Source organism: Kineosporia sp. A_224 (assembly GCF_002198655.1).
Classification (GTDB): Bacteria; Actinomycetota; Actinomycetes; order Actinomycetales; family Kineosporiaceae; genus R-H-3.
The window spans coordinates 51808-76484 of record NZ_MWLN01000168.1; the positions used below are offsets into that span (position 1 = coordinate 51808).

21 protein-coding genes, 2 tRNA genes and 1 riboswitch are annotated in these 24677 nt (G+C 73.7%); of the genes, 15 read left to right on the plus strand and 8 right to left on the minus strand.

What is annotated here, in order from left to right; genetic code table 11:
- Positions 1-167: 167 nt before the first annotated feature.
- The 7 genes from EDJALFJO_RS15825 (at position 168) to EDJALFJO_RS15855 (ending at position 9134) form a co-directional block, all read left to right on the plus strand.
- Entirely contained in the window at positions 168-3572 is a 3405-nt protein-coding gene (locus tag EDJALFJO_RS15825; RefSeq protein WP_143448608.1) for a nitrate- and nitrite sensing domain-containing protein, read from the plus strand.
- Between the two features lie 79 nt (positions 3573-3651).
- Positions 3652-4104 (plus strand): roadblock/LC7 domain-containing protein, encoded by a 453-nt coding sequence (locus EDJALFJO_RS15830; RefSeq protein WP_088286922.1) that lies wholly within the window; start codon positions 3652-3654, stop codon positions 4102-4104.
- Positions 4105-4111: 7 nt separating this feature from the next.
- Positions 4112-4642: a DUF742 domain-containing protein gene (locus EDJALFJO_RS15835; protein WP_088286924.1), complete on the plus strand. Its 531-nt coding sequence runs from the start codon at positions 4112-4114 to the stop codon at positions 4640-4642.
- Positions 4623-5258: an ATP/GTP-binding protein gene (locus EDJALFJO_RS15840; protein ID WP_198950347.1), complete on the plus strand. Its 636-nt coding sequence runs from the start codon at positions 4623-4625 to the stop codon at positions 5256-5258. Before EDJALFJO_RS15835 ends, EDJALFJO_RS15840 begins: the two co-directional genes overlap by 20 nt.
- 379 nt (positions 5259-5637) lie before the next feature.
- Positions 5638-7032 (plus strand): ABC transporter substrate-binding protein, encoded by a 1395-nt coding sequence (locus EDJALFJO_RS15845; protein ID WP_088286926.1) that lies wholly within the window; start codon positions 5638-5640, stop codon positions 7030-7032.
- 192 nt (positions 7033-7224) lie between these two features.
- Positions 7225-8199 (plus strand): carbohydrate ABC transporter permease, encoded by a 975-nt coding sequence (locus tag EDJALFJO_RS15850; protein ID WP_088286928.1) that lies wholly within the window; start codon positions 7225-7227, stop codon positions 8197-8199.
- Positions 8196-9134 (plus strand): carbohydrate ABC transporter permease, encoded by a 939-nt coding sequence (locus tag EDJALFJO_RS15855; protein ID WP_088286930.1) that lies wholly within the window; start codon positions 8196-8198, stop codon positions 9132-9134. Before EDJALFJO_RS15850 ends, EDJALFJO_RS15855 begins: the two co-directional genes overlap by 4 nt.
- A 90-nt stretch (positions 9135-9224) precedes the next feature.
- Here EDJALFJO_RS15855 and EDJALFJO_RS15860 read toward each other — a convergent pair whose 3' ends face one another.
- Entirely contained in the window at positions 9225-9626 is a 402-nt protein-coding gene (locus EDJALFJO_RS15860; RefSeq protein WP_088286933.1) for a YjbQ family protein, read from the minus strand.
- A gap of 49 nt (positions 9627-9675) precedes the next feature.
- Positions 9676-9826: riboswitch (cobalamin riboswitch) on the plus strand.
- 70 nt (positions 9827-9896) lie between these two features.
- Between EDJALFJO_RS15860 and EDJALFJO_RS15865 the strand changes: the two genes are divergently transcribed.
- From EDJALFJO_RS15865 to EDJALFJO_RS15880, 4 genes are all read left to right on the plus strand, one after another.
- Entirely contained in the window at positions 9897-10877 is a 981-nt protein-coding gene (locus EDJALFJO_RS15865; protein ID WP_088286935.1) for an ABC transporter substrate-binding protein, read from the plus strand.
- A gap of 130 nt (positions 10878-11007) precedes the next feature.
- On the plus strand, positions 11008-12042 hold the full coding sequence (locus EDJALFJO_RS15870) for an iron ABC transporter permease (RefSeq protein ID WP_088286937.1): 1035 nt from the start codon (positions 11008-11010) through the stop codon (positions 12040-12042).
- The gene (locus EDJALFJO_RS15875) at positions 12042-12938 is read left to right on the plus strand and encodes an ABC transporter ATP-binding protein (protein WP_088286939.1); all 897 of its coding nucleotides are present in this window, start codon (positions 12042-12044) and stop codon (positions 12936-12938) included. The genes EDJALFJO_RS15870 and EDJALFJO_RS15875 overlap by 1 nt, the downstream gene beginning before the upstream one ends.
- A 50-nt stretch (positions 12939-12988) precedes the next feature.
- Positions 12989-13717, plus strand: coding sequence for an adenosylcobinamide amidohydrolase (locus EDJALFJO_RS15880; protein ID WP_369812544.1), 729 nt, complete (start codon positions 12989-12991; stop codon positions 13715-13717).
- A gap of 48 nt (positions 13718-13765) precedes the next feature.
- Here the strand turns inward: EDJALFJO_RS15880 and EDJALFJO_RS15885 are convergent, their stop codons facing one another.
- The 6 genes from EDJALFJO_RS15885 to EDJALFJO_RS15910 form a co-directional block, all read right to left on the minus strand.
- Positions 13766-14836, minus strand: coding sequence for a DUF695 domain-containing protein (locus EDJALFJO_RS15885; RefSeq protein WP_088286941.1), 1071 nt, complete (start codon positions 14834-14836; stop codon positions 13766-13768).
- A gap of 64 nt (positions 14837-14900) precedes the next feature.
- The gene (locus EDJALFJO_RS15890; RefSeq protein ID WP_088286943.1) at positions 14901-15440 is read right to left on the minus strand and encodes an ATP-binding protein; all 540 of its coding nucleotides are present in this window, start codon (positions 15438-15440) and stop codon (positions 14901-14903) included.
- Between the two features lie 108 nt (positions 15441-15548).
- Positions 15549-15622: transfer RNA gene (locus EDJALFJO_RS15895), tRNA-Leu, on the minus strand.
- A 1-nt stretch (position 15623) separates the two neighbouring features.
- A tRNA-Leu gene (locus EDJALFJO_RS15900) sits at positions 15624-15697 on the minus strand.
- A gap of 207 nt (positions 15698-15904) precedes the next feature.
- Complete coding sequence (locus EDJALFJO_RS15905) at positions 15905-16855, minus strand: RNase A-like domain-containing protein (protein WP_088286945.1); 951 nt, start codon at positions 16853-16855, stop codon at positions 15905-15907.
- Complete coding sequence (locus EDJALFJO_RS15910; protein ID WP_088286947.1) at positions 16852-18165, minus strand: RNase A-like domain-containing protein; 1314 nt, start codon at positions 18163-18165, stop codon at positions 16852-16854. Before EDJALFJO_RS15910 ends, EDJALFJO_RS15905 begins: the two co-directional genes overlap by 4 nt.
- A gap of 133 nt (positions 18166-18298) precedes the next feature.
- Here EDJALFJO_RS15910 and EDJALFJO_RS15915 point away from each other — a divergent pair, with 133 nt between their 5' ends.
- The 4 genes from EDJALFJO_RS15915 to EDJALFJO_RS15930 all read left to right on the plus strand — a co-directional run bounded on the left by EDJALFJO_RS15915 (position 18299) and on the right by EDJALFJO_RS15930 (position 21806).
- Positions 18299-18928, plus strand: coding sequence for a DUF6318 family protein (locus tag EDJALFJO_RS15915; RefSeq protein WP_088286949.1), 630 nt, complete (start codon positions 18299-18301; stop codon positions 18926-18928).
- 401 nt (positions 18929-19329) lie between these two features.
- Positions 19330-19788, plus strand: a complete 459-nt coding sequence (locus EDJALFJO_RS15920; RefSeq protein ID WP_088286951.1) for a hypothetical protein — start codon at positions 19330-19332, stop codon at positions 19786-19788.
- A gap of 36 nt (positions 19789-19824) precedes the next feature.
- Positions 19825-20334: a methylated-DNA--[protein]-cysteine S-methyltransferase gene (locus EDJALFJO_RS15925; protein WP_088286953.1), complete on the plus strand. Its 510-nt coding sequence runs from the start codon at positions 19825-19827 to the stop codon at positions 20332-20334.
- A gap of 143 nt (positions 20335-20477) precedes the next feature.
- Positions 20478-21806, plus strand: a complete 1329-nt coding sequence (locus EDJALFJO_RS15930; protein ID WP_088286955.1) for an FAD-dependent oxidoreductase — start codon at positions 20478-20480, stop codon at positions 21804-21806.
- Here EDJALFJO_RS15930 and EDJALFJO_RS15935 read toward each other — a convergent pair.
- The gene (locus EDJALFJO_RS15935) at positions 21790-24333 is read right to left on the minus strand and encodes a hypothetical protein (protein WP_088286957.1); all 2544 of its coding nucleotides are present in this window, start codon (positions 24331-24333) and stop codon (positions 21790-21792) included. The two genes, EDJALFJO_RS15930 and EDJALFJO_RS15935, sit on opposite strands and share 17 nt — an antisense overlap.
- Positions 24334-24677: the final 344 nt, after the last annotated feature.

Consider the following 24677-nt stretch of genomic DNA (forward strand, 5'->3'; position numbering starts at 1 on the left):
CGAGCCGTGCCAGCGCAGTCGCCCGGACGGCGGACACCCGCCTGCGACGCCCGGGTGAACCTCCCCCGGAACCCCTCGATGATCGCCGGCCGGATGCCGATGAAGGCCCGACACCCGGTGTGCCCTTCCACATCGCGGTGCTGCGGCGAGGGGAGCTGACGTCCTGCATGCTTCGACACCTGGGCATCCGGTGGAAGGTCCTCGCCGTCCTCGCACTGCCGGTGCTCGCGATGGCGGTCGCCTCCGGGGCGGTCGCCGTGACCGCCCTCTCGGATGCTGCGGCGGCGCAGCGGGCGGGCCGGCTGTCGGCCGCCGGTGACGGCTTCGGCCGGGTCGCCGCGTCGCTCCAGCAGGAGCGGCTCACATCGCTGCAGGTGCTCGGCGGGGACCTGTCCGCGCGGGCCGCGCTCACCGCCGCCCGCGAGCGCACCGACGCCGACGTCTCCGCGCTCAACCTCGCGCTCGTGACGTCGGACGTGTCCGCCCTGTCGGCGGGTGCCGCGGCCGCGGTCGACCGGTCGCAGCAGGCGCACACCCGGCTGCGGGGCGTCCGGGACGGCATCGACGCCGGCACGGTCGACGCCGCGCTCGCCGAGCAGATCTACACCGACGTCGTCCGCACGGACGTCGACCTCCCCGGCGGGATCGCCGAGGGCCTCACGGACCGGGCGCTCGCGCAGCCGCTCACGGTCGCCTCCCTGCTCGGTCGGGTCGGCGAGGCCGCCTCCCGCGAGCAGCTCGCCGGGCTCGCGATGATCCGCGGCGGCACCCCGACCGGCGCCCAGCAGCGCGACCTCGCGATCGCCGTCCTCGACGAGGACCGCACGATCGAGGAGGTGCGCGCCCACGGGACGTCGTCCCAGATCACCGCCCTCACCGCGGCGCTCACGTCCGGCCGGGTCACCGACGCCGACCTCGGCCGGCTGCGGACGGCGCTCGCGGGCGCCGGCACGTCGGAGCAGGTCCCGGTCACCGAGGCCGACTGGGTGTTCACGACGGGGCAGCGCGCCGAGCAGCTCCGGCAGGTGGCCCACCTCGTGTCGGCGACCGCCTCGACCCAGGCCGAGGACCGGGTCGCCGCGGCCCGGCTCCGGGCGGCGGTCGCGCTCGGCTCCGTCGTCGCGCTCGTCGGGGTGAGCGTGCTCCTCGCTCTCGTCCTCTCGCGGCGGATCACGGCGCCGCTGCGCCGGCTGACGGACGACGTCACGCGCCTGGCGTCGGAGCTCCCGGGGATCGTCGGCAAGGTCGCGACCGGGCAGGACGTCACGCTCCCCGAGGTGGTCGTCGACGGCACCGACGAGGTGGGTGCGCTCGCGCTCGCCTTCCGGTCGGTCAACGCGACGACCCTCGAGGTCGCCCACGAGCAGGCGGGGCTGCGGGCGGCCGTCGCCGACATGTTCGTCAGCGTCGCCCGCCGCAACCAGGTGCTGCTGTCGCGCCAGCTCGCGTTCATCGACCAGCTCGAGCGCACCGAGGAGAGCCCGGAGAGCCTGGAGAACCTCTTCCGGCTCGACCACCTCGCGACCCGGATGCGCCGCAACGCCGAGTCGCTGCTCGTGCTCGCCGGGGCGGACGGCGGCCGCCGGCTGCGGGCGCCCATGCCGCTGTCGGACGTCGTCCGCACCGCGGTGAGCGAGATCGAGCACTTCGACCGGGTGCGGCTCAACGTCATGGCCGACCCGCCCGTCGTCGCGCACCTCGCGCTGCCCGCGGCGCACCTCGTCGCGGAGCTCGTCGAGAACGCGGCGGCCTTCTCCGACCCGGGTGCCCCGGTGCTCGTGGAGACCCGGGCCATGGTGGACGGCGTGCGGGTGAGCGTCCGGGACTCGGGGATCGGGCTGTCCGGCGCCGAGCTCGCCGACGCCAACGCGCGGCTCGCGAACGGCGGCGTCGCGGACGTCGTCGGCAGCCAGCGGCTCGGCTTCTTCGTCGTCGCCCGGCTCGCCGCGAAGATCGGTGCGCGCGTGCACCTGGCGGCCGGGGCCGGTGGCGGCACCGTCGCCCACGTCGACCTCGGCGCCGTCGTCTTCGTCGCCGGGACCGTCGAGGGGACGGCGGAACCGGCCGGTGCCGACGACGCCGTCGACCAAGCCCCGGACGCCGCGACCGACGGCCCTTGGATCCCGGCCGGACCCGTTGTCCCGCAGCCGGTCCCGGTCTCCGCCGGGGCCGTTCAGCAGGCCACCCGGGCCGGCGCGGAACCGGTCGACGCCCCCGCTACCGACCTGCCCGGGCTGCAGTTCGTCGTCGACCTCGAAGCCGGCACGAGCGAGGTCGTCGAGCCGGCCGCCCAGGTCGAGAACGACGTCGAGGAGGACGTCGAGGAGGACGTCGAGGAGGACGTCGTCCCGCTCGCACCGCCGGAGCCGATGGAGGTGTACCTCGCCGGCCTCGCACCGCTCGACAGTGCGGCGGAAGCGCCGGACGTCGTGGCGGAGCCCGTCGTGGCGGAGCCCGTCGCGCAAGAGCCCGCCCCGGCCGACCCCGAGCCCGTGCCGCCGGCGGCGTACGACCCGCTGACCGACCCGGACTTCGTCGTCGACCACGGCCCGGCCCTGTTCGCCGAGGGCCTCGGCCTGCCCGAGCCGCTGCCCGAACCCGTCGCGCTCGCCGAGCCGCCCGCCGAGGCACCGGTCGCGGTCCCGCCGCCGCTGCCCGCCAGGTCGCCGCTCGTCCGGGAACTGCCCGACGAGGACGTCCCTGCGGCGCCTGCCCCGGCCCCGGTCCCGCCGGCCGGGCACACGTCGGAGCCCGAGCCCGAGGCGCCCACGCCGTCCGGCGTCAGCGTCCCGCTCGGCGCGATGACCGTCGACATCCTCCCCGCCGCGCACCAGCACCGCGGCGGTCTCCTGCGCGGGCGCCGGGCCAAGGCCGCCGACGCCCGGGGCCGCGCGCCCGAGCGGCCGGCGGACGTCCCGGCCGAGCTCGTCCGGCGGGCCGTGACCTCCGAGGAGCCGCCGAGCCGGCGGGCGATCCGGGAGGGCATCGGCTGGCTCCCGCCGGAGTCGCCGGACCTGTTCCCCGGCAAGGACGCCGCGCCGGCCAAGCCGTGGGCCCGCGGCGAGGACCAGGACGAGGAGCGGCTGCGGCACGCGATCACGTCCGAGGCGCTCAACGAGCTGAGCCGGCTCTCGTCGTACAGCCCGACGACCGTCCACGCGGCCCCCGCCGAGTCGCTGACCCGGCGGACGCCGGCCCCCGCACCGGCGCCGACCCCCGCGCCGTCCGCACCGCCGATGTCGGCCGGCCCCGCCGCGGAGGTGCCGGAGCTGCAGGGCCACGGCCACCACGGGCTGCGGCCGGCGGAGACGTTCGCGGCCGAGGCGCTCGCCGCGCCGCTGTTCGGCAGCCACCCGCCCGAGCGGTTCGCCGAGCCCGGCACGCCGCTGCCCGACCCGGCGCCCGCCGGCGGGCTGCCCTCACGGGTCCGCCGCGGGGCGGCGCCCGATGCACCGGCGGCGGCGCTCCCGCCCCGGCCGCGCACCGCGGACGGCGTCCGCTCGACCGTCGCCGGCTTCACCGACGGCGTGCGCCGGGCGCGGCGGGTCCCGGTCCCGGAGCACGACGCATGACCGGGCGCGCAGCCGCACCCGAACCGTCCGCAGCACCTGAGCAGGAACCGACGGCACCGACGACCCGGAGGACGCGACCGTGACCCAGCTGAGCACCGAGGCGGCCACCTTCGGCTGGCTGCTCGACAACTTCGTCCGCGGCGTCCCCGGCGTCCGCCACACCCTCGCCGTCTCGGCGGACGGGCTGCTCATGGCGATGTCCGACGAGCTCGACCGCACGAGCGGCGACCAGCTCGCCGCGATCGTCGCCGGGCTCTCGAGCCTGACCCGCGGCGCCGCCCGGCAGCTCGGTGCCGGCGAGGTCCGGCAGTCGATCGTCGAGATGGACGCCTCGTTCCTGCTCCTCATGACGATCTCCGACGGGTCCGTCCTCGCGGTCGTCGCCGACGCGACGTCCGACGTCGGGCTCGTCGGCTACGAGATGGCTCTCCTCGTGAGCCGCACGGAGACGACGCTCACCCCGCAGCTCGTCTCCGAGATGCGCGCGCACCTCCCGGTCGCCGGCCCGACCCGCGCGGTCGTCGGGGGCTGATCCGCCGATGAGCCCCTTCCCCCGCGACGCCCGCGCCGAGCACCCCGACGGCGGTGCCGACGAGGCCGTCGACGCACCCTCGGTCCGGCCCTACATGGTGACCGGCGGCCGGACCCGACCCAGCGGCGACGACCTGCCCATCGAGGCGCTCGTCGAGTGCCTCGTCGTGCCGACGGACCCACCCGCCGTCCCCGGCCAGGGCGCCGGGCCGGGGGCCGAGAACCGTTCCAGCGCAACGTACTCGGCGCCCCGGCTCGCCTCGCCCTCCGCGGCTGCCACGGCGTCCCTGGCCGGTCCGGAGAGCCGCCGGATCCTCGAGCTGACGACCGGGCAGTACCTGTCGGTGGCAGAGATCTCGGCCCACGCGCACCTGCCCGTGGGCGTCGTCCGGGTGCTCGTCGCCGACCTCGCGGAGGCCGGTGCGGTGCGCGTCCACGGCCTCACCCAGGCCTCCCTGTCCGACCCGGCCGACCCCCGCTCCGGGGCGGCCGCGCTCGCAGTCCTGGAGAGTGTTCTCAATGGCATTTCCGCGCTCTGACGTCGTGGCCCCGGCCGCCGCCGGCCCGGCCGTGCCGCAGCAGGGGGGCCAGGCTCCGCCGACCGTCGTGAAGATCGTCGTCGCGGGCGGGTTCGCCGTCGGCAAGACGACGTTCATCGGGTCGATCTCCGACATCGAGCCGCTCTCCACCGAGGCGGCGATGACCGAGCACTCCGTCGGCGTCGACGACGCCGGCATGGTCAGCGACCGCAAGACCTCGACGACCGTCGCGATGGACTTCGGCCGGATCACGCTGCCGGGCAACCTGTGGCTGTACCTGTTCGGGACGCCCGGGCAGGACCGGTTCCTCTTCATGTGGGACGACCTGGTCCGCGGCGCGATCGGTGCGGTCGTCCTCGTCGACACCGACCGGCTCGACCAGTGCTTCCCCGCCGTCGACTACTTCGAGTCCCGGGGCATCCCCTTCGTCGTCGCCGTGAACTGCTTCGAGGGCGTCGCCCGGCACGCCCTGGACGACGTCCGGTCGGCGCTGGCGGTCCCCGCCGACGTCCCGGTGATCTACACCGACGCACGTTCCAGGGCGGCCACGAAGCAGGCCCTCGTGACCGTCGTCCAGACGGCGATGCGGCGCCTGGCAGCGGGCACCACGGGCTGAGCCGCGCGCCGGCCGGCCTGTGAGAGGTCGGAAACGAAACGGTCACGAACCCGCGCGGCGGGCCGTTCGGCCGTGACCGCGACCACAGGAGCATGTAGCGTCCCCCCTGGTAGCAGCATGGGGATCACCGGCGGAGACGCCCGGTCCCGTGCCTGGAACCACCCCACCCCCAAGAGTCCGTGGGCTTGGGTCGCTCTCGACTGAGAGCGCTCCCAAAAAGCGGACGTCCCGGGAAGTGGGTGATTTCGGGTACGTGACCGAATCGTTACCGCCTCGGTGCTGTCCGGCTGTTGCCACGGCGTTACGAAAACGCTTTCATAGCGCCGAACGCAGCCCGGGCGAAGACGCTCGGGTCGTCGTTGGACCGGGAGGAAAGTCCATGGCAGCACGCACCTGGCGCCGCGGTAGCACCGCGGTCGCGAGTGCCCTCGGTGTCGCCCTCGCCCTGTCGGCGTGCGGTGGCTCCAGCAGTGGCGGCACGGCAACCGGCACGGCCGGAGGCTCGACGGGCAGCGCCGAGTGCGCCGACGTCGCGCAGTACGGCACCTTCAACAACGCGAAGGTCGAGATCTACAGCTCGATCCGTGACGTCGAGGCCGAGCGCTTCGAGAAGTCCTTCGAGCACTTCCAGAAGTGCACGGGGATCGACATCCAGTGGAACGGCTCGGGCGAGTTCGAGGCCCAGCTCCAGGTGCGCGTCAAGGGCAACAACGCCCCTGACCTCGCCCCGATCCCGCAGCCCGGTCTCCTCCAGACGCTGGTCGGCCTCAACGCCGTCAAGCCGGCGTCGGAGAAGGTCGCGACCGCGTCGAAGGCGAACTTCCCGGCCGACTGGCTGACCTACGGCACCGTCAACGGGACGTTCTACGCCCCGCCGCTCGGCGCCAACGTCAAGTCGTTCGTCTGGTACTCGCCGAAGATGTTCAAGGACAACGGCTGGGCCATCCCGCAGACGTGGGACGAGCTCCTCAAGCTGTCCGACACGATCGCCAAGAGCGGCAAGGTCGACAAGCCGTGGTGCGTGGGCTTCGAGTCCGGTGACGCGTCCGGCTGGCCGGGCACGGACTGGATCGAGGACATCATGCTCCGCACCCAGGGTGTGGAGACCTACGACCAGTGGTGGCAGCACAAGATCCCGTTCAACGACCCGAAGGTCCAGGACGCGTTCGACAAGGCCGGTGCGATCCTCAAGAACCCGGCGTACGTCAACGGTGGTACCGGTGACGTCAAGTCCATCGCGACCACGGCGTTCCAGGACGGCGGCAAGCCGATCGTCGACGGCGACTGCGCGATGCACCGTCAGGCCTCGTTCTACGCCAACCAGTGGCCCGAGGGCACGAAGGTGGCCGAGGACGGCGACGTCTACGCGTTCTACCTCCCGCCGGTCGACCCGGCGAAGGGCAAGCCGGTCCTCGGCGGCGGCGAGTTCCTCGCGGCCTTCAACGACAAGGCGGAGACCCAGGCCGTCCAGCTCTACATGCAGGACGTCAACTGGGTGAACGAGAAGGCGAAGCTCGGCGACTGGATCACGGCGCACAAGGGCCTCAAGACCGAGAACGTGCTGACGGTCACCGACCAGACGCCGAACCCGATCCAGATCCTGTCCGTGCAGATCCTCCAGGACCCGAACTCGGTCTTCCGGTTCGACGCCTCGGACATGATGCCGGCCTCGGTCGGTGCGGGCACGTTCTGGAAGGGCATGATCAACTGGGTCACCGGGGCCGACACCAAGTCGGTGACGGACTCGATCGAGAAGTCCTGGCCCGCCAGCTGAGGCTCGTCCTCACAGCACCACGCAACGAGGTCGTGAGCGGGGAAGCTCCCGCGATGTGACCTTCGAGTAGCCGCAGGTCCGGCCCGGACGGTAGCGTCCGGGCCGGACGTGTCTCGGATCACATTCTTTCTGCGTGAGAAGTGACCCACCCCTGCACGGCCCCACCAGCTCTTTGCGTCGAGGAGGACGGGCATGGAGAACTGGGAGTCAAAGCTGACGATGCTGGTCGTCGGCATCGTTGCCTTCTTCGTGGTCGCAGCCGCGATCATGTTCATCGTCGACAACTGGCCCAAGCGGCTGTTCCGCGACCGGGCCCAGATCGCCTGGTTCATCGGCCCGCCGGTGGCCCTCGTGACGTTCGGTCTCGTCTACCCCGCGATCCGGACCACGATGCTCTCGTTCAAGGACCCCAACGGTGAGAGCTGGGTGGGCCTGGACAACTACAAGTGGGTCGTCACCGACCCCGACGGCCTGCTCAACCTGCGCAACACCGCGATCTGGGTGCTCTTCACGCCGATCATCTCCGTGGCGATCGGCCTCGTGTACGCGCTCCTCATCGACAAGATGAAGCGTGAGGCCGTCGCGAAGATCTTCATCTTCCTGCCGATGGCCATCTCCGGTGTCGCGGCCGCCATCATCTGGCGCTTCGTCTTCGCCTACAAGGCCACCCGGTTCGAGCAGATCGGCCTGCTCAACGCCGTCGTCAAGAAGCTCGGCCTGGAGACGCAGCAGTGGCTGCTCAACCCGCCGTGGAACACCTTCCTGCTCATCATGGTCATGATCTGGGTGCAGGTCGGTTTCGCGATGGTCGTGCTCTCGGCCGCGATCAAGGGCATCCCCAACGACATGATCGAGGCCGCCCGGCTCGACGGCGTCAACGCGTGGCAGATGTTCTGGAAGGTCACGCTGCCGACGATCCGGCCGACGGTCGTCGTCGTCTTCACGACGATCACGATCGGCGTGCTCAAGGTCTTCGACATCGTGCGCACGATGACCGGCGGCAACTACGACACGAGCGTCATCGCGAACGGGATGTACTTCTACTCGTTCTCCGGCAACCAGCAGGGCTGGGGCTCCGCACTGGCCGTCGTCCTGTTCGTCCTCGTGACGCCCGTCGTCTTCTACCAGGTGCGTCAGCTGCGTCGTCAGAAGCTGGAGGCCCGATGAGCACCGTCGTCACGCCCCCGCCCTCGGCCGGGGCCGTCGTCGGCGCCGCCAGCGCCAAGGCGGCCCGGGTCAAGAAGAAGTCCACGAGCCCGCTCGTGTCGATCATCGTCGTCGTCATCGCGACGATCTGGACGATCCCGACCTTCGGTCTGGTGCTGTCCTCGTTCCGGCCCGAGAACGACATCAAGAAGACCGGGTGGTGGACGGTCTTCTCGAACCCGTCGTTCACGCTCGAGAACTACAAGGAGGTCCTCTTCGGGTCCTCCAGCAACGGGCAGCTCGCGAACTTCTTCCTCAACAGCGTCGTCATCACGGTCCCGTCGGTGATGTTCTCGCTCTTCTTCGGCGCCCTGGCGGCCTACGCGCTGTCGTGGATGAACTGGAAGGGCCGGGACTGGGTCTTCATCGCGATCTTCGCGCTGCAGATCGTGCCGCTCCAGATGGCGCTCGTCCCGCTGCTGCGGATCTTCTCGACGGCCTGGCCGTTCAGCCTGCTGGACCCGCAGGGCACCGGGAAGTTCGTCATCATCTGGATCGCGCACGTCTGCTTCGGCATGCCGCTCGTGACGTTCCTGCTCCACAACTTCATGAGCGACCTGCCGGGTGAGCTCATGGAGGCGGCCAGGGTGGACGGCGCCGACCACGCCCGGATCTTCCGGAGCATCGTCGTGCCGCTCATCGTGCCGGCGCTGGCCTCGATCGGGATCTTCCAGTTCCTCTACATCTGGAACGACCTGCTCGTCGGTCTCGTGTTCGGTACGTCGGAGACCAAGCCGCTCACCGCGGCCGTCGCCGACCTCGCCGGTACGCGCGGCCAGGAGTGGCAGCGGCTCACGGCGGGCGCCTTCGTCTCGATGGTCGTCCCGCTCCTGGTGTTCATCTCGCTCCAGCGCTACTTCGTCCGCGGCCTGCTCGCGGGCGGGCTCAAGGGCTGACCGCGGGACCACCGCAGCACAGCAGCACCGCCGAGGGGCGTCGTCCGGACCGGACGGCGCCCCTCGCGCATGCCTGGACCGGTGTCGCGCTCAGCCCGGCAGGAACGACAGCCGGACCCGCCGGGTCGGGTTGTCGCCGTTGCTGTCGACGAGGACGACGCTCTGCCAGGTGCCCAGCGCCGGCCGGCCGCCGAGGACGGGCACGGTCATGGACGGCGCGACGAACGCCGGCAGGACGTGGTCGCGGCCGTGCCCGAGCGAGCCGTGCCGGTGCCGGTAGACGTCCTCGCGGGGCAGGACCCGGTCGATCGCGTCGGCGAGGTCCGGCTCGCTGCCCGACCCGGTCTCCATGACCGCGACCCCGGCGGTGGCGTGCGGGACGAACACGTGCACGAGCCCGTCCCCCTTCGACCGGCAGAAGTCGGTGACCTGCGCCGTCAGGTCGGTGACGAGCGCGCTGCCGGTGCGGACGGTGAGCTCGACGCTGTCCATGCCGCCCAGCCAACCACGCCCGCCCGCCCCCGCACGGGTGGCTGCTACTGTTCGCGGGTCGGGCCCGGGTTGCGTATCCGGGGCCGATGGTGCAGACCAGCGAAGCCGGTGCGAGTCCGGCGCTGTCCCGCAACTGTGTTCCGGCCGCCCCACGGGGCGGCGGGTGAGCCAGGTCGCCTGCCTGTACCGACGTCCTCGACCCTCGAGGTAAGGGTCGCGCGTCGGGCGAGGGACCCGCGTGCGCTCCTGCCCATGATCACCGGAGCACTCATGCATCGCCTCACCACCGCCCGCGGGTCGTCCCGCCGCGCGGTCCTCGCCGCAGCCCTCGGGGCCGGCCTGCTCACCCTCGCCGCCTGCGGCGGGTCCTCCTCGGCGGTCACCGCGGCGTCGTCCGCGGCCACGCCGTCCGCCGCGTCGTCGTCCGCACCCGCTGCCTTCCCGGTGACCGTCACCGGCCAGAACGGCCCGGTGACCCTCGACGCGCAGCCGTCGCACATCGTGTCGCTGTCCCCGACGGCGACCGAGGTGCTCTTCGCCATCGGCGCCGGCGCCCAGGTCACCGCCGTCGACGACCAGTCGAGCTACCCGACGGACGCCCCGAAGACGAAGCTCTCGGGGTTCCAGCCGAACGCCGAGGCGGTCGCGGGCTACAAGCCCGACCTCGTCATCGCGTCGAACGACGCGAACGGCCTCGTCGCCGCGCTCACCAAGCTCGACGTGCCCGTCCTCGTCCTCCCCGCGGCCGCGACGCTCGACGAGGCGTACGCCCAGTGGGCGACGATCGGGCAGGTCACCGGTCACGGCGACGACGCGACGAAGGTCGTCAAGGACACCCAGGACCGGATCGCCGCGGCGGTCGCCTCGGTGCCGGCGTCCGTGAAGGGCCAGAAGGTCTACCACGAGCTCGACAACACCTTCTACAGCGCGACGAGCGCGACGTTCATCGGCAGCATCTACACGCTGTTCGGCCTGACGAACATCGCGGACGGCGCGAAGGACGCCTCGGGCGGGTACCCGCAGCTGAGCGCCGAGTACGTCGTCAAGCAGGCCCCGGACCTCATCGTCCTGGCGGACACCAAGTGCTGCCAGCAGTCGGCCGCGTCGCTCGCGAAGCGGCCCGGGTTCGACGGCATCCCCGCGGTGAAGAACGGGCGCGTCGTCGAGGGCGACGACGACATCGCCTCCCGGTGGGGTCCGCGCGTCGCGGACTTCACGACGGCCGTCGCGAGCGAGCTGGCGGGGCAGTGACGAGCGCAGGATGACCGTGCAGCAGTGAGCCTGCGGCCGGTCGGCCGTCCAGCAGGGCGGCCGACCGGCCGAGGTACCAGAAGTGGGGCGGACCGCAGGAGCCGGTCCGCCGGCAGAGCAGGAGCGGGACATGGACGTCGTGCGACGCCAGCGCGCCGCGGCCCTCGTGGTCGCCGGTGCCCTGCTGCTCGTCGCCGTCCTCGTCGCGACGAGCCGCGGCGTGACGCCGCTGCCGACGTCCGGGATCCTCTCCACGCTCCTCGACCGGATCGGGGTCGAGGTCGGCACCCCGCTCGGCGAGATCGACGCCCGGGTGCTGCTCGACATCCGGCTGCCCCGGGTGCTCCTCGTGGCCCTCGTCGGCGGCGTCCTCGCGCTGGCGGGCGCCTCGTACCAGGGCGTCTTCCGCAACCCGCTCGCCGACCCGTACCTGCTCGGCGCGGCGGCCGGCGCGGGGCTCGGTGCGACGCTCGTCATCGCGTTCGTGCCGCAGGGCTTCGGCCCGCTCGGCACCCTGCCGATCGCCGCGTTCGTCGGCGCGCTCACCGGTGTCGCGCTCGCGTACGGGCTCGGGACCGCGGCCGGCCGCGGCCAGTCGGGCAGCGCCACGCTGCTGCTCGCCGGGGTCGCCGTCAGCTCGTTCCTCACGGCCCTGCAGACGCTCGTGCAGCAGGCCCACACCGACAACCTCCGCCAGGTCTACGGCTGGATCCTCGGCCAGCTCGGGACGGCGGACTGGCCGCAGCTCGTCATGGTGCTGCCGTACATGGCGGTCTCGACGGTCGTCATGCTCGCCTCGGCCCGCGCCCTCGACGTCCTCGCGGTCGGCGACGACGAGGCGACGACGCTCGGCGTCCGGCCGCGCCGGGTCCGGTTCGCGGTGCTCGTCGCGGCCTCGCTCGGGACGGCGGCCGCGGTCGCCGTGAGCGGCCTCATCGGCTTCGTCGGGCTGGTCGTCCCGCACATCGTCCGCCGGCTCGCGGGTGGCTCGTACCGCACGGTGCTGCCGGTCTCGCTGCTCGGCGGCGCGGCCTTCCTCGTGCTCGCGGACCTGTTGGCGCGCACCGTCATCGCGCCTGGGGAGCTGCCGATCGGCGTCGTCACCGCGTTCGTCGGAGCCCCGTTCTTCGCGGCGCTGCTCCGGGTCGGCGGGGGGTCGTCCTGATGCGGCTGCGGCTGCGCGAGCGCGCCGCGCCGCCGGGGCCGCCGACGACGTGGGGCGGGGCCCTGCTCGAGGTGCAGGGCGTCGGTGTCACCCTCGGCCGGGCCCGGGTCCTCGAAGGGGTCGACCTCACGGTCGAGCCCCGCCGCTGGACCGCGATCGTCGGCCCGAACGGCGCCGGCAAGTCGACCCTGCTGCGCGTCGTCGCCGGTCTGCAGAAGCACGACGGCCGGGTGCTCGTCGACGGTGCGGACGTCGGCCGGCTCGCCCCGCGCGACCGCGCCGCCCGGATCGGCTACGCGCCGCAGGTCCCCGTGCTGCCCGACGGGGTCGCCGTCCGGGAGTACGTCCTGCTCGGCCGGACGCCGTACCACCCGCTGCTGTCCTCGGCCCGGGACGCCGACCGCGAGATCGCGCAGGACGCGCTCGACCGGCTCGACCTCGGGCCCCTCGCCGACCGCCCGCTGCGCACGCTCTCGGGGGGCGAGCGGCAGCGGGCGGTCCTCGCCCGGGCCCTCGCGCAGCAGCCGCGGCTCCTCCTGCTCGACGAGCCGACGGCCGCGCTCGACCTCGGGCACGCCCAGCAGCTCCTCGAGCTCGTCGACGAGCTGCGCCGGGAGGACGGGCTCACGGTCCTCAGCACCCTGCACGACCTCGCCCTCGCCGGGCAGTACGCCGAGCGGCTCGTCCTTCTCGACAGCGGCCGCGTCGTCGCGGCCGGCGCTCCCGGCGAGGTGCTCACGTCGTCCGTGCTCGCCCGGCACTACGGGGCGACCGCCGAGGTCGTCGAAGGTCCCGACGGGCTGCGGGTGCACCCGGTGCGGCCGGCGCGGCCGGTGCGGGCGGGGGAGCCGTGCCCGTCGGTGCCGTCGGCGGACGACGGTCCGGCGCAGCCGTGACCGCGCCCGGCGTGCGCAGCGGTCCTGCTCCCGCCGCGGTCGGTGGCCCGGTGGCCGGTGACCCGGCGGGTGCGGCCGGCGTCCGGCTCGTGGAGCGTGAGGAGGGCGGCCGGCGCTGGCCCGTGCTGCTCTGGGCGCCCGGACCCGGCTGGCGGATGGTCTCGACCGCCGTCGTCGGCGGCGGCATCGGGCCGCGGGCCTGGTGGCTCAACGCCAAGGTGGCCATGGACTACCACCACCCCGACCCGGCCGCGCACGTCCTGGAGATCGCCGCGGCGGTCGGTGCGGCGGGCGGCCCCGAGGGTGACGCGCCCGGCGTCGGGATGCTCACGGCCGCGGACGTCACGCGCTGGACCTGCGCCCAGGAGCAGGACGTCACAGCGGTCGCGACCGTCGGTCTCGGGCTACCGGTGTGGGCCGCCGCCGACGACGCGACGGTCCGCCGCGAGACGGGGACGATCAACGTCCTCGTGCGGCTGCCGGTGGCGCTGTCGGACGCGGCGCTCGTCAACGCGGTCGTCACGGCGACCGAGGCGAAGACGCAGGCGCTCGTCGAGGCCGGCGTGCCCGGCAGCGGGACGTCGTCCGACGCGGTCTGCGTCGCGTGCCCGGAGCCGGGGCGGGGCGGGGGCCCGGGCGTCGAGGAGTACGGCGGGCCGCGCTCGCAGTGGGGGCTGCGCGTCGCCCGTGCCGTGCACCGTGCGGTCGCGCTCGGCACCGCGGACTGGACGTCCCGGCACCCGGACGGCGACCCGCACCGGCGGTGGCCGCGCGCCTGAGGTGCGGTACCCGGGCCGGCCGGTGCGCCGTCGGGCCCTGGGGCGCGGTCAGACCCGCAGGTGCTGCACGCCCGACCATCCGGGGTCGTGCTCGGCCTGGACCCGCACCCGGCCCTGGGACCAGCCGACGACCGCCGCCTCGAGCTGCTCGACCGCGGGCGTCGTGCCGTCGACGTAGAAGTGCAGAAGGCGCGTGCCGCCGCTCGTCTCGTGCGCGACGAGCCGCCCGCAGCCCTCGAGCCGCCCGGCGAGGTGGTCCTCGAACCTGCGCAGCTCGGCGAGGCCGTCCGGCCCGGGCAGCCCTTCGGGGGTCTGGTCGGTGTAGGGGACGACCACGCCGGCGTGGGTGTCGAAGTGCGGCGCGGTGACGGCCTTGAGCGGCACCTGGGTGCTCGCGACGAGCGGTGTCCCGTCGTGCCGGACGCCGTGCAGGAGCACCCAGGTCGGGCCGCCGTCCGCGTCGGTGTACTGCTCGCGCAGCTGCCGGACGACGCTGCGCAGGCCGGGGAGCGGGACCGGGTCGAGCGGCGGGACAGTCGTCGTCCCGATCTCCCGGACCCACAGCTCGACCTCGGTCTCGCCGATCGTCGCGTCGAGCATGAGGAACGCCGCCAGCCGCCGGACGTCCTCGTCGAGGTCGGCGAAGTCGGGATGGTGCACGGTCACGTCGACGACCGGTCCCTCGACCCGGGCCGCGATCGTCGCCCGTGCGACGTCGATCCGGGCACCGCCGACGCCGAGGGTCAGCCGGCCGTCCGGCGCCGTGGCCCGCCGGGAGTCGCCGTACTCCCACGTCGCGTCCGGCTCCGGCGCGGCGAGCAGCCAGCGCCGGGCGACCGCCCGCAGCGCCGGGTCGCCCTCGGGGGTCACGACGAGGACGTGCCGGCTGCCGCCGTCGGCGGCCTCCGCACCGGCCGCGAGCTCCCAGCTGAGGGCCCCGTCGATGGCGTGGACGCGCTTGCTCACGGCGTCGGTGATCCGCTCGGGTGCCCTGTCGTCGATCGCCTCAGCGGTCTCGCGGGCCCCGGTCGTGCGCCACCAGTGCCAGAAGTCGTCGATCGCCAGTGCCTGCGCCCGGGCGACCGACTCCGGGGACTTGCGCCGCGAGAACAGGCCCATGATCCGGAGACTAACCCTTCGCCCGGGACGGCACGCCGGTGTCCGTCAGGAGACCGACTGTCTGTCAGGAGACCGACGGCGGCCAACGATGCCGGCGCCACGCGGCCCACGTCACGAAACCGGCAGGAGGGTCGTCGACGGGTTCAGTGCCGTCGAGCTCTCCCGGGGTAGGGACGGCGAAGCCGGCGGCCCACCGGGCGAGCTCCTCGTCGGACATGGGCCACGTCGTGTGCGGCTCCGCCCGTTGGCGACGGTCGAGTCGCGTCCGCTGCTCGCCCGGGGTGAGCTCGACGTACAACATCTCCACCGTCGCGCCCAGCTCGGCCGCGGCGTGCCGCAGGGCGGACCGCTCGTCCCGGCTCCACAGGCCGAAGTCGATCACGACGTCGTTGCCGAGCGCGAGGGCGCGCAGGCCGAGCTCGACGAGCCGACCCCCGATCACGTCCGAGGCGGCCGGCGGGTTCTCGGTGCCGTAGAGCGCCTTCACCCACTCGTCCCTCGTGAGACGAAGCGCCCCCCGTTCGGCCTCGATGCCCCGGGCGGCGGTGGTCTTGCCGGTGCCGGGGAGTCCCACGGTGAGGAAGAGCGTCGGTCGCCGCATCATCAGTCCTGTCCGAGAAGGTCGTCCCGCGAGGGTGCCAGTGAGCAGGTCACCCGCGACCGAGAAGCTCCTGCCGACAGCCGCATCGATCGAGGGGACGGCAGCGTTCGGTGCCGCGGGCGGGAGTCGAACCCGCACCGGCCAGGCCCTCGACCTGGTGCCTCTACCTGTTGGGCTACCGCGGCGTACCCCCGGATGGAGTCGAACCATCACCGTCCCGGGTCTGAGCCGGGTGCCTCTACCAGTTGGGCCACGGGGGCGTGCAGGACCCGGTCCGTGTGCTGCGGCAGGGTGCCGAGCGCGGTCGTGGCGCTCGACGGTGGGTCCGTGGCCCGTCCGTGAGGATCAGGCGCGAGCCGTCGAGCGCCGGCGAAGCAGCGCGGCGAGAAGTCGACGGGTGCGGGACATGGCACGACCGTAGGGAGCGCCGCCCCGCCCCCGCAACGGGTTTCCGTGCCGGCCGGTCGCTACCTCGGCGCCGACCAGTCGAGCCGGGTCATCCGCCGGTGCAGGCCGGTGACCCACCGGCGCAGCGCGTCGGGCATGACGTACGACCCGAGGGCCTCGACGTCCGCCCTGAGCGTCGCGTCGTCCGAGGCGAGCAACCGGACCAGCTGGTCCGCGGCCCGCTCCCGTACCGCGGCCGGCGTGGAGCTGTTGTAGTTGCGCTCGGCGACCCAGCGGTTGCCGTCCAGCGCGCCGTAGTCCTGCCCCAGGTAGCCACCGAGGAGCAGCGGTAGGTCGGGGTAGCGCTCCCGGGTGCCCACGGGCAGGTGCTTCTCCGGGTACGCCGTCGCGACGTAGGGCCGGCGGGTCTCCCGGTCGCGGCGCATGACGACGACGCAGCCGGTCGCCGCGTGCCGCGCCGGCTCGGGGGCCGACCCCGGACCGGCCCGCCGGTACGCCTGCACCTCCTCGCCGGAGAGGTAGTGGCCGACGGGCCGTCCGAGGTCGGCGTAGAGATGCAGGCGCCACGGCCCGGACGGGTCGTCGGACCACGCCCGCAGCAGGGACTCGTTGGCGCGCAGCACCTGGGTCGCCGCGTCGTTGCCCGTCTCCCGGTCGGTGAAGCGGGACGCTCGCGGCGGCAGGCAGCCGTCACCGTTGATCGTCTGCGGCTTGCGGTGCGGGAAGAACTCCGTCAGGTGCTCCCCGAGATAGCGGAGCCACCCGGCGGCGGTTCCTCCTGCTGGTAGCCCGACATGAAGGCCGAGGAGGTCGAGGGCGGCTTCGTCGTCGCCTGCGGACATGACGTCGAGAGCCCGGGAGATGTCCCCGCGGAGCTCCTCGAGGGCCTCGTCCGGCCATCGGAAGACGACCGACTCCGGGACTGAGTCGGGGTCGAGGGCGTGGACCTCGCTGCCGGGTGCGTAGCCGCTCAGCAGGAAGCGCAGGCGGGGGTAGGCAGAGCTGATCACGTCGTGTCTCCCATGACGAAGGCTGTGTGGATGTAGGGGCCTGCGGGGCCGATCTTGATGCTGAGGGCGAGTTGGTGCCCCACGTCGACCTCGAAGCCGTCAGGCGCTCTTCTCATCACTTCACCGATCGGAGTCGGTGACATGTAAGCGATGTGCAGCTCGGACCCCACTGGTTGATGGACGAAGTCGCGCAGATCGATCTGGTTGACCCGGAGCGCATCCGTGATCACCGTCTCGGCGGTTGCCCGGTCGGTGAACCGGGATGCCTCCCGTGGCGGGACACCACGTCCCGGATCGTCGATCAGGGTGCCGTAGGTCAGCCGGTCCATGAGGTAGTCGTCGTCGACGTCGACGTGTCTGCGCAGGGCGTGGCCGTACTCGTAGTGCTCGTGCCGGGAGAGGTCGACACCATCGAGCATCTCGTCGACCGTCTGGAGCTGTGGCTTCGGTGCGTCCGGGTCGGCGATGTTCTTCGCGAACCGCAGCCGGCCGACGTCCTCCCCGAGCCCGAGCCATCGAGGCCCGGGGAGGAACATCGCCGCGAGGCCGCCTGCGGCCTCGCCGTAGTGGCCGCTCTCCCAGGCGTCGACGTCGGCGACGTCGGCCAGGGCGCCGAGCGGGTCGTCGGCGACGGCGCCCAGGGTGTCGGCCGTCGCGCCCGGGAGCCCGGACACGTTGTCCCACCAGCGGTCCCGGTCGACGAACGCGAGCCCGGTCAGCGCCCAGGCGGCGGTCGCCGGGCCGGCCACGTAGCCGTCCCAGGCGGCCTGCATCGCGCCCTCGACCTGGTCCTGCCCGTCGAGCGGTCGGTCGACGACGACGTCCCGGAGCGCGACGAGCCGCCGAGCCGCGACGTCGACCGCCTGCCAGTAGGCGTCACGGGCGACGTGCCACTGCCGGTAGGTCTCGTCGACCTCCGCCTGCAGCGCCGCGTCGAGGACCGGGTCGTAGGCGAGCGCCGCCGCGGCGTCGACCCGGCGCTGCAGGTCCGTCATCCGCTCGGCGATGATGCGCATCGACACGAGGGCCGGCCCGGCCTCCCGGAGCCAGCCGAGGACGACCGCCGCACCGGTGGACGCGAGCTCGGCGATCTCGTTGCTGCGCCGGGTCATCCGCTCCCGCACGCGCCGGTACCCGTCGGCCGCGTCGCCCGTCCAGCAGACGGCCGACGTCGGCGTCGCGGACAGTGCGTCAGCCGCTGCGAGGGCCGACCGTGCGACCGACGTCAGACCGGCCGCCGCGTCCCACGCGGCCCCCGGATCGGCGGAGGGCACGACGAGCCCGTCCGCATCGGTCGGCATCCTGATCATGGCGCCGAACCGTAGCCGGACCGGACGACAGGACGTCGAGCGTTGTCCACAGGCCTTGCGTGAGAGCGGGGTTGTCCACAGGTGACTGATGTCGTGATCACAAACGAGTGGTGCGGCGTCTAGGGTGTGGCGGATGGACGGGAAGATCATCGGTCGCCATCCGTTCTGGGGCATGGCGATCGCGGTTAGCGCAATCGTGGTCTGCGTCGTTGTCGCTGGTCAGGTTCTTGCCGGCAACACGTCGGGTGATTCGACGCCCGGGCAGACTGCTACGAGCTCTTCCGTCGCTGAATCCTCGGTCGACCCGACGAGTAGTCAGTCGCCCGTGGAAAGAGCTGTGATCGTTCCGTTTCCCCTAGCTGCCAAGCAGAGGTCTAAGGCCGGCGCGGAAGCCTTCTATCGATACTTCATGGCGCTGTACAACTACAGTTACGACTCGCTTGACCCTGGCCCGCTGCTGGCAGTTAGTGACACGGCATGCAAGTTCTGCCTGAGCGTGAAGAAGAACGTCGAAGCGGCCAAGTCACGGGGGCAAACCTTCCGCGGTGGAGCGGTGGAGATCGAGTCCTTGGTGTCGGCGGCTGACGATGACGGCGCTGCCTACGTCATGAACGTCCTTCTTAGTCAGAAGGCCAGCGACACTCTCGACGCCAGCGGCGTAGTCCAGGAGTCTCAACCTGCTAAGGCGACTCAGATGCAGGCTCGGGTCGTCTGGCAGTCGGGTCGTTGGCAGTTGCGAGCTGCTCGGACAGGTCGAGTGTGACCGGACGAGTCCGCACCGCACTTGGCACTCTGCTGGCGATCTTGCTTGTGGTGCTCCCGGTGGTGCCCGCTCTCTCGCTGTCGCGAGACATCGACGCTGAGGCTGGCGACGAGGTCATCGATGTGTCAGGCGACTGGACAGATGAGGCTGGTGATTCAACCGGAGAGGGCAGTTCTCGGCCTGGCAACAGGACTATCTACGTGTTCGTACCGGCCTGCGCCGGCAATTCACCGGACAGCAGTGCTCGCAGCTACGGCCTGTGCCAAGCTGCGCTGCGGTGGTGCAGCGAAACTCCAGATGCGACGGACATCCTCTACTGGCGCTACACCGCCGTCCGTTCGCCCGACGGGTCGCAGACGCCCTGGGTCCAGTCCGGGGCGGTGTGCCTACGGCCGGGCGACGTGCCGGGCACGGCCGTCCCGGCGTTCACGCTCGCGGACTTCCGGCGGCTGCCGCTGCCCCAGGCCGGGGTGAACGTCCAGCCGGCGAGCGGGCGGACCCTTGTCTCGGTCCCGACGAACCTCTACGCGACGAGCAGGTCGGCGACGTTCCGGGTCACGCTGCTGGGCACCCCGGTCCTCGTCCGCGCCCGGCCGACCGCGTGGGCGTGGACCTACGGCGACGGCTCGAGCCGCACGTTCTCCACGCCCGGGGCGCCGTACCCAGACCTCGGCACGGCGCACACCTGGACCGCTCCCGGGCGCCGCACCGTCACGCTGACGACGACCTGGTCCGGCACGTACAGCGTCGCGGGCGGCCCCGCGCTGCCGGTGGACGGGACGGCGTCCGTCGTGTCGCCGTCGCTCGACATCGTCGTCGTCGAGACCCGGGCCGAGCTCGTCGCCGACCCCCGCGAGTGACTGCCGCCGCGGGGATCGCGGTGCGAGGATGGCCCCATGGCGGCGCGGGCGGTGTGGACCACGATCCACTCGCCCGTGGGTGAGCTCCTCCTCACCGGCGACGGCAACCACCTCACGGGTGTCTTCTTCGAGAGCCACAAGGACGGCGTCGACGACCGGCCCGGTGCTGCCCGCCTCGGCGACCAGGCTCCGGACGACAAGGTCCTCGCCGAGACCGCCCGTCAGCTCGGCGAGTACTTCGCCGTCGAGCGCACCGTCTTCGACCTGCCGCTCCACCCGGCCGGCACGGACTTCCAGCGCCGGGTGTGGACCGCTCTGGTCGACGTCCCCTACGGCCGCACCGTCTCGTACGGGTACATCGCGCAGCGGATCGGCCTGCTGCCCAGCGCGTCCCGCGCCGTCGGGCTCGCCAACGGCGCGAACCCGATCTCGATCGTCGTCCCCTGCCACCGGATCATCGGCGCCGACGGCTCGCTCACCGGGTACGGCGGCGGGCTCGACCGCAAGCGGTTCCTCCTCGACCTGGAGCAGGGCGTCCTCTTCTGACGATCGCCCGGCGAACGACCAGTGCCTGGCTCGCTCCTGCTGGCAGAGCAAAGCACCCGAACGAGTGATCTTGTGCCCCGCGACCGGCCCCGTCACCCGCACCGCCGATCGAGGCCGACGCCCCGCGCGCCGATCACCTCCACGTGACTGATCGCGCGCAGGCGGATGTCGTCGTCATCGGAGGCGGCCCCGCCGGGGTGGCTGCCGCTGCCTCGGCCCGCGCGGCCTCCGGCGGCTCCGCCCGGGTCGTGCTCGTGGACGACGGCGCCCACGGACCACGACCGGTCGCCGGTCGGCCCATCGCCGCGCTCCTGCGCGAGGCGGCCGCCGCCGGGCTCGGCTGGGACGCCGCGCGCACCGCCGCACGGGCCGCACTCGCCGACGCCGGGGCACCGGACGCCGCCGCGCTCGACGGCGTCCGCGTCGTCCTCGGCCGGGCGAGCCTCGCGGGGCGCGGCACCGTCGAGGTCGAGCGCGCGGGCGCGGACGCCGCGGGGGGCCTGTTGCGGATCGCGACGAAGCGGGTCGTCCTCGCCACCGGGTCCGCGCCGGCCCTCCCCGACGTCACCGGGCTCGTGGACACCCGGTACGTCACCCCGGACACCCTGCTCGACGTCGCCGACCTGCCGCCGACCGTCGCGGTCGTCGGCGCCGGCCGTCGCGGCGTCGCGCTGGCGCAGGCACTTGCCCGGTTCGGTGTCACGGTCACGCTCGTCGACGCGGAGGACCGCGTGCTGCCCGGGCTCGACGCCGACGTCTCGGCGACCATCGAGACGGCGCTGCGCAAGGACGGCGTCCGGCTGCTCCTCGGCTCGCCGGTCGTCAAGGTCGCGCCGACCCTGGACGACGGCGCCTGGGTGGGCACCGAGGCCGGCAGCGACGTCGCGGCCGAGCTGCTCGTCGTCGCGACCGGACGGCGGGCCGACCTCGCCGGGCTCGACCTGCCGTCGGCCGGGGTCACCGTCGGCAAGGCCGGTGCTGTGACCGTCGACGACCGGCTGCGGACCTCCGAACCGAGCGTCCTCGCGGCCGGTCCGGTCGCCGGCCGGCGTCCCGACCTCGGGATGGCCCGGCTCGCCGGCGCCAACGCGGTGGCCCGGCTCCGGGCCGCCCGGTGGACCCCCGAGCCGCTCGTCCTGAGCGTCCAGACCCACCCGGCGGTCGCCGTCGTCGGGATCGGCGAGAGCGAGGCCGCGCGCACCGAGGGCGCCCGCGTCCACGAGCTCGTCGGCTCGTCCGGCCTCGTCCGGGTCGTCGTCTCCGGAGGCCGTGACCCGCGGGTGCTCGGCGCGACCGTCGTGACGACCGGTGCCGCCGACGCCGCGGCCGTCGCCGCGCTCGTCATCGCCGGCGGGCTGCCGTCGCAACGCCTCGCCGACCTCGCCGAGCCCGGGACCGCGCTCGCGACCCTCGCCGCGGCGCTCGCCCGGCCCGGCCGCCGGCCGGGGACCGCCGTCAGATCGGCGGGCTGAGCCGCAGGTCCGGGTCGACGGGCGGGGCGCCGAGCTCGGCGTCCCAGTCGAGGACGCCGCCCGCGGACAGCGCCCGCAGGTGGGTGATCGTTGCCGCCGCCTCCGGCCACGACGGGTCACGGCTGCCGGCCTCGAACCCCTCGGGGAACCAGCTCGCGAGCGCCTCCGGCACCCGGTACCCGGCGGCGAGGTCGCTGTAGAGCGGCAGCCGGGCACCGATCGACAGGCTCATGCCGCGGTACTCGCGCAGCGCCGTTCGGAGCCGGATCCAGCGGTACCGGTCGGTCTGGCTCTGCCCGGAGACGCCGTCGTCCGAGCCGGTGAAGCGCAGCCGCATCGCCTCGCCGGCGGCGAAACCGCGCAGCGCGAGCGAGAGCAGCGTGCGCTGCCGGACGAACGGCACCGGGTCCGGTCCGTCGGCGCGGTCGCCCGCGGAGACCTGGGCGACCCGGCCCCGGAAGCCCGGCAGGTCCGTCACCGAGGCGTCGCCCCACGAGCGGGCGGTGCCGAGCAGCATCCGGGCGAAGGCGCCGAGCGTCGGGACGTCCTGCCAGTGCACCGCGCGGCGCACGGCGTCCTGCTCCGGCAGCACCCAGCCCGGGCCGGCCGTCGGGGCCTCGTCCGCGGTGCGCGCGGAGGCGGCGTCGGGCCGCACGTGGAAGCCGAACGTCGGCCAGCGCGGCAGGAGCGTGTCGAAGGCGCCGACCGGCATCCCGGCCGACAGGTCGCCGTCCGCGAACCAGTGCAGGTGCACGCTGCCCTCGCCCGGGCGGTCGCGGTCGGCCTCGACCGTTGCGAGCGGCACGGCGGCGAGCAGCCCGGGCACGGCCATGCTCATCCGGACGGCGAGCGCCACGGGGACGTCCCACGGGTCCGGCAGCTCGTGGAGCTGGGAGCCCTCGTGCCGCGGGCAGGTGTGGTCCGGCTCGAGCGCCGGCGACGCCTGGACGAGGTGTGCGACGACCCGCACCGGGAGGACGGCCTCCAGGCACATCCGGCAGAACAGCAGCGGGGTGAGCCCGCGCCGCTCCAGCTCGGCGGCGCCCGGCAGCGGGAACCGGTAGGGCCGGTGCTGCGAGACGTTGGTCGTCGTGAGGAGCAGGTCGACGACGCGGTGCTCGGGGTCGGCGGCGGCGCGGCGCAGCGTCTCCTCGTCGCCCGCCCGGCGCGGCCCCACCCGGCCGAGCCACAGGTCGCCGAAGGTCAGGGACGGTCGGCCGGCGTCGGCGTCGCCGCCGATGCCGCCGTCGTGCCGCAGGCCCGCGGAGTCGAAGAGGTCCTTCGTCTCCAGCCGCTGGTCGGGGATCCCGGCGAGGTCGTCGAGCCGGTCCGCGAGCCACGTCGACAGGGCCGGGACGCCGTCGGCCGCCGGGATGCCGGCGAGGTCGTCGAGCCGCTGGGCGACCCGACGCCGGCGGCGGCGCCGCGACGTCCACTCGACAGCGGTGCCCGGCACGAGACCGAAGCCGAGGGCCGGTGCCCGCCGCGTCACGAGGTCGCGCAGGGTGAGCACGGCGACGAGCGCCGACAGCCCGGCCGCCGCGAGGGCCGCGGTCACGGCGAAGACGAGCGAGGTGACGAGCGCGAGCGGCAAGGCGAGGTCGGAGCGGACGAGGGCCGCGGTGACGAGCGCCCAGCCGACGAGCGAGCCGAGCCAGGCGGTCGCGGTCGCGACCCGCGAGCTGCCCGTGAAGCCGGCGAGCACCGCGAGCGCGACGCGGCGGCGCAGCGGCCGGCGCTCGCCCGGGGCGGCGGCACGCAGCCGCTGGACGGCGGTGAAGAGCCGGTAGAGCGTGCGGGTCTTGCCCGCCGGGCGGAGCAGCCGGGCGAGCCGCCACTGCTCGGGGCCCTCGTCGAGGGGGGTCAGACCGGCGGCGAGGCTCATCGCGTCCTGGTGGGCGACGTCCTGCCCGGCCAGCCAGCCGACCATCTCCGCGAGGCCGGCGAACCCGGGGGCCACCGAGAGCGGGTCGCGCTCGCCGGTCGGGTCCGGCGCGGCGCGGCCGATCTCGGCGGCGGCCGCCGCGGCCGCCGAGACGGCGGCGACCGAGGAGCCGCCGACCCGGCGGATCACGTAGTGCTCGGCGAGCGCGCACACCCCGAGCGGGTAGACGACGCTCGCGGCGAGGCCGCCGCTCATCGTCAGGTCGCAGGAGTGCCGCAGGTACTGACGGACGTGCTCCGGGTCCGGGAAGTTCGACGCGGTCCGGGTCATCTCGGCCGGCGGACGCAGCAGGTGGTGTGCGTCCCGGGGGACCCCGGCGGTCGGGCTCGGGCGGCGCGGCTTCTCCTTGCCGACCCGCCGCGGCGTGAGGATCGTCAGGTAGCGGCGGCGCTCCGCCTGCCGGCGCAGGGTGCGCCACGGCTGGGCAGGGTCGCTCAGCTCGGTGCTGGTCGTCTCCGGCTGCTCCGGCTCGGCCGGCGGCCGCGGGACGCCTCGCGCGCCCGACTTGCCGGGCTTGGCGCCGTTCGTGCCCTCGGATCCGGGAACGATGGGGGCGATCCCGGTCTCGACCGCCTCGCTCACCCCATGTCCCCTTCCGTGCGGTCCCCGCCGAGCTCAGCCCGCGGGACCTTCCGCGACGTTCGGGACCTACTCACCCTGCGTCAAAGCTAGAGGGGCACCGTGCGCCCCGACGCGCCGCACGGTGCACCCTCGGTAATTGTTGCGCGCGGGAGCGCCCGTGCCAATAACCGCAGGTCGGAAAGGTGCCGGACTTCCCTCGTCGGTGCCACCGAACTCACGCAACGTGACGATCCGTATACGGGCCATGTGTCAGTGGCGGCTCAGCGCGGCGTCCGCCTGACAGCGGCCCGGGGCGGGCGCTTGCGCGGGGCCGGCGCGGCGTCCGGCTCCGGGCCGCTGTCAGG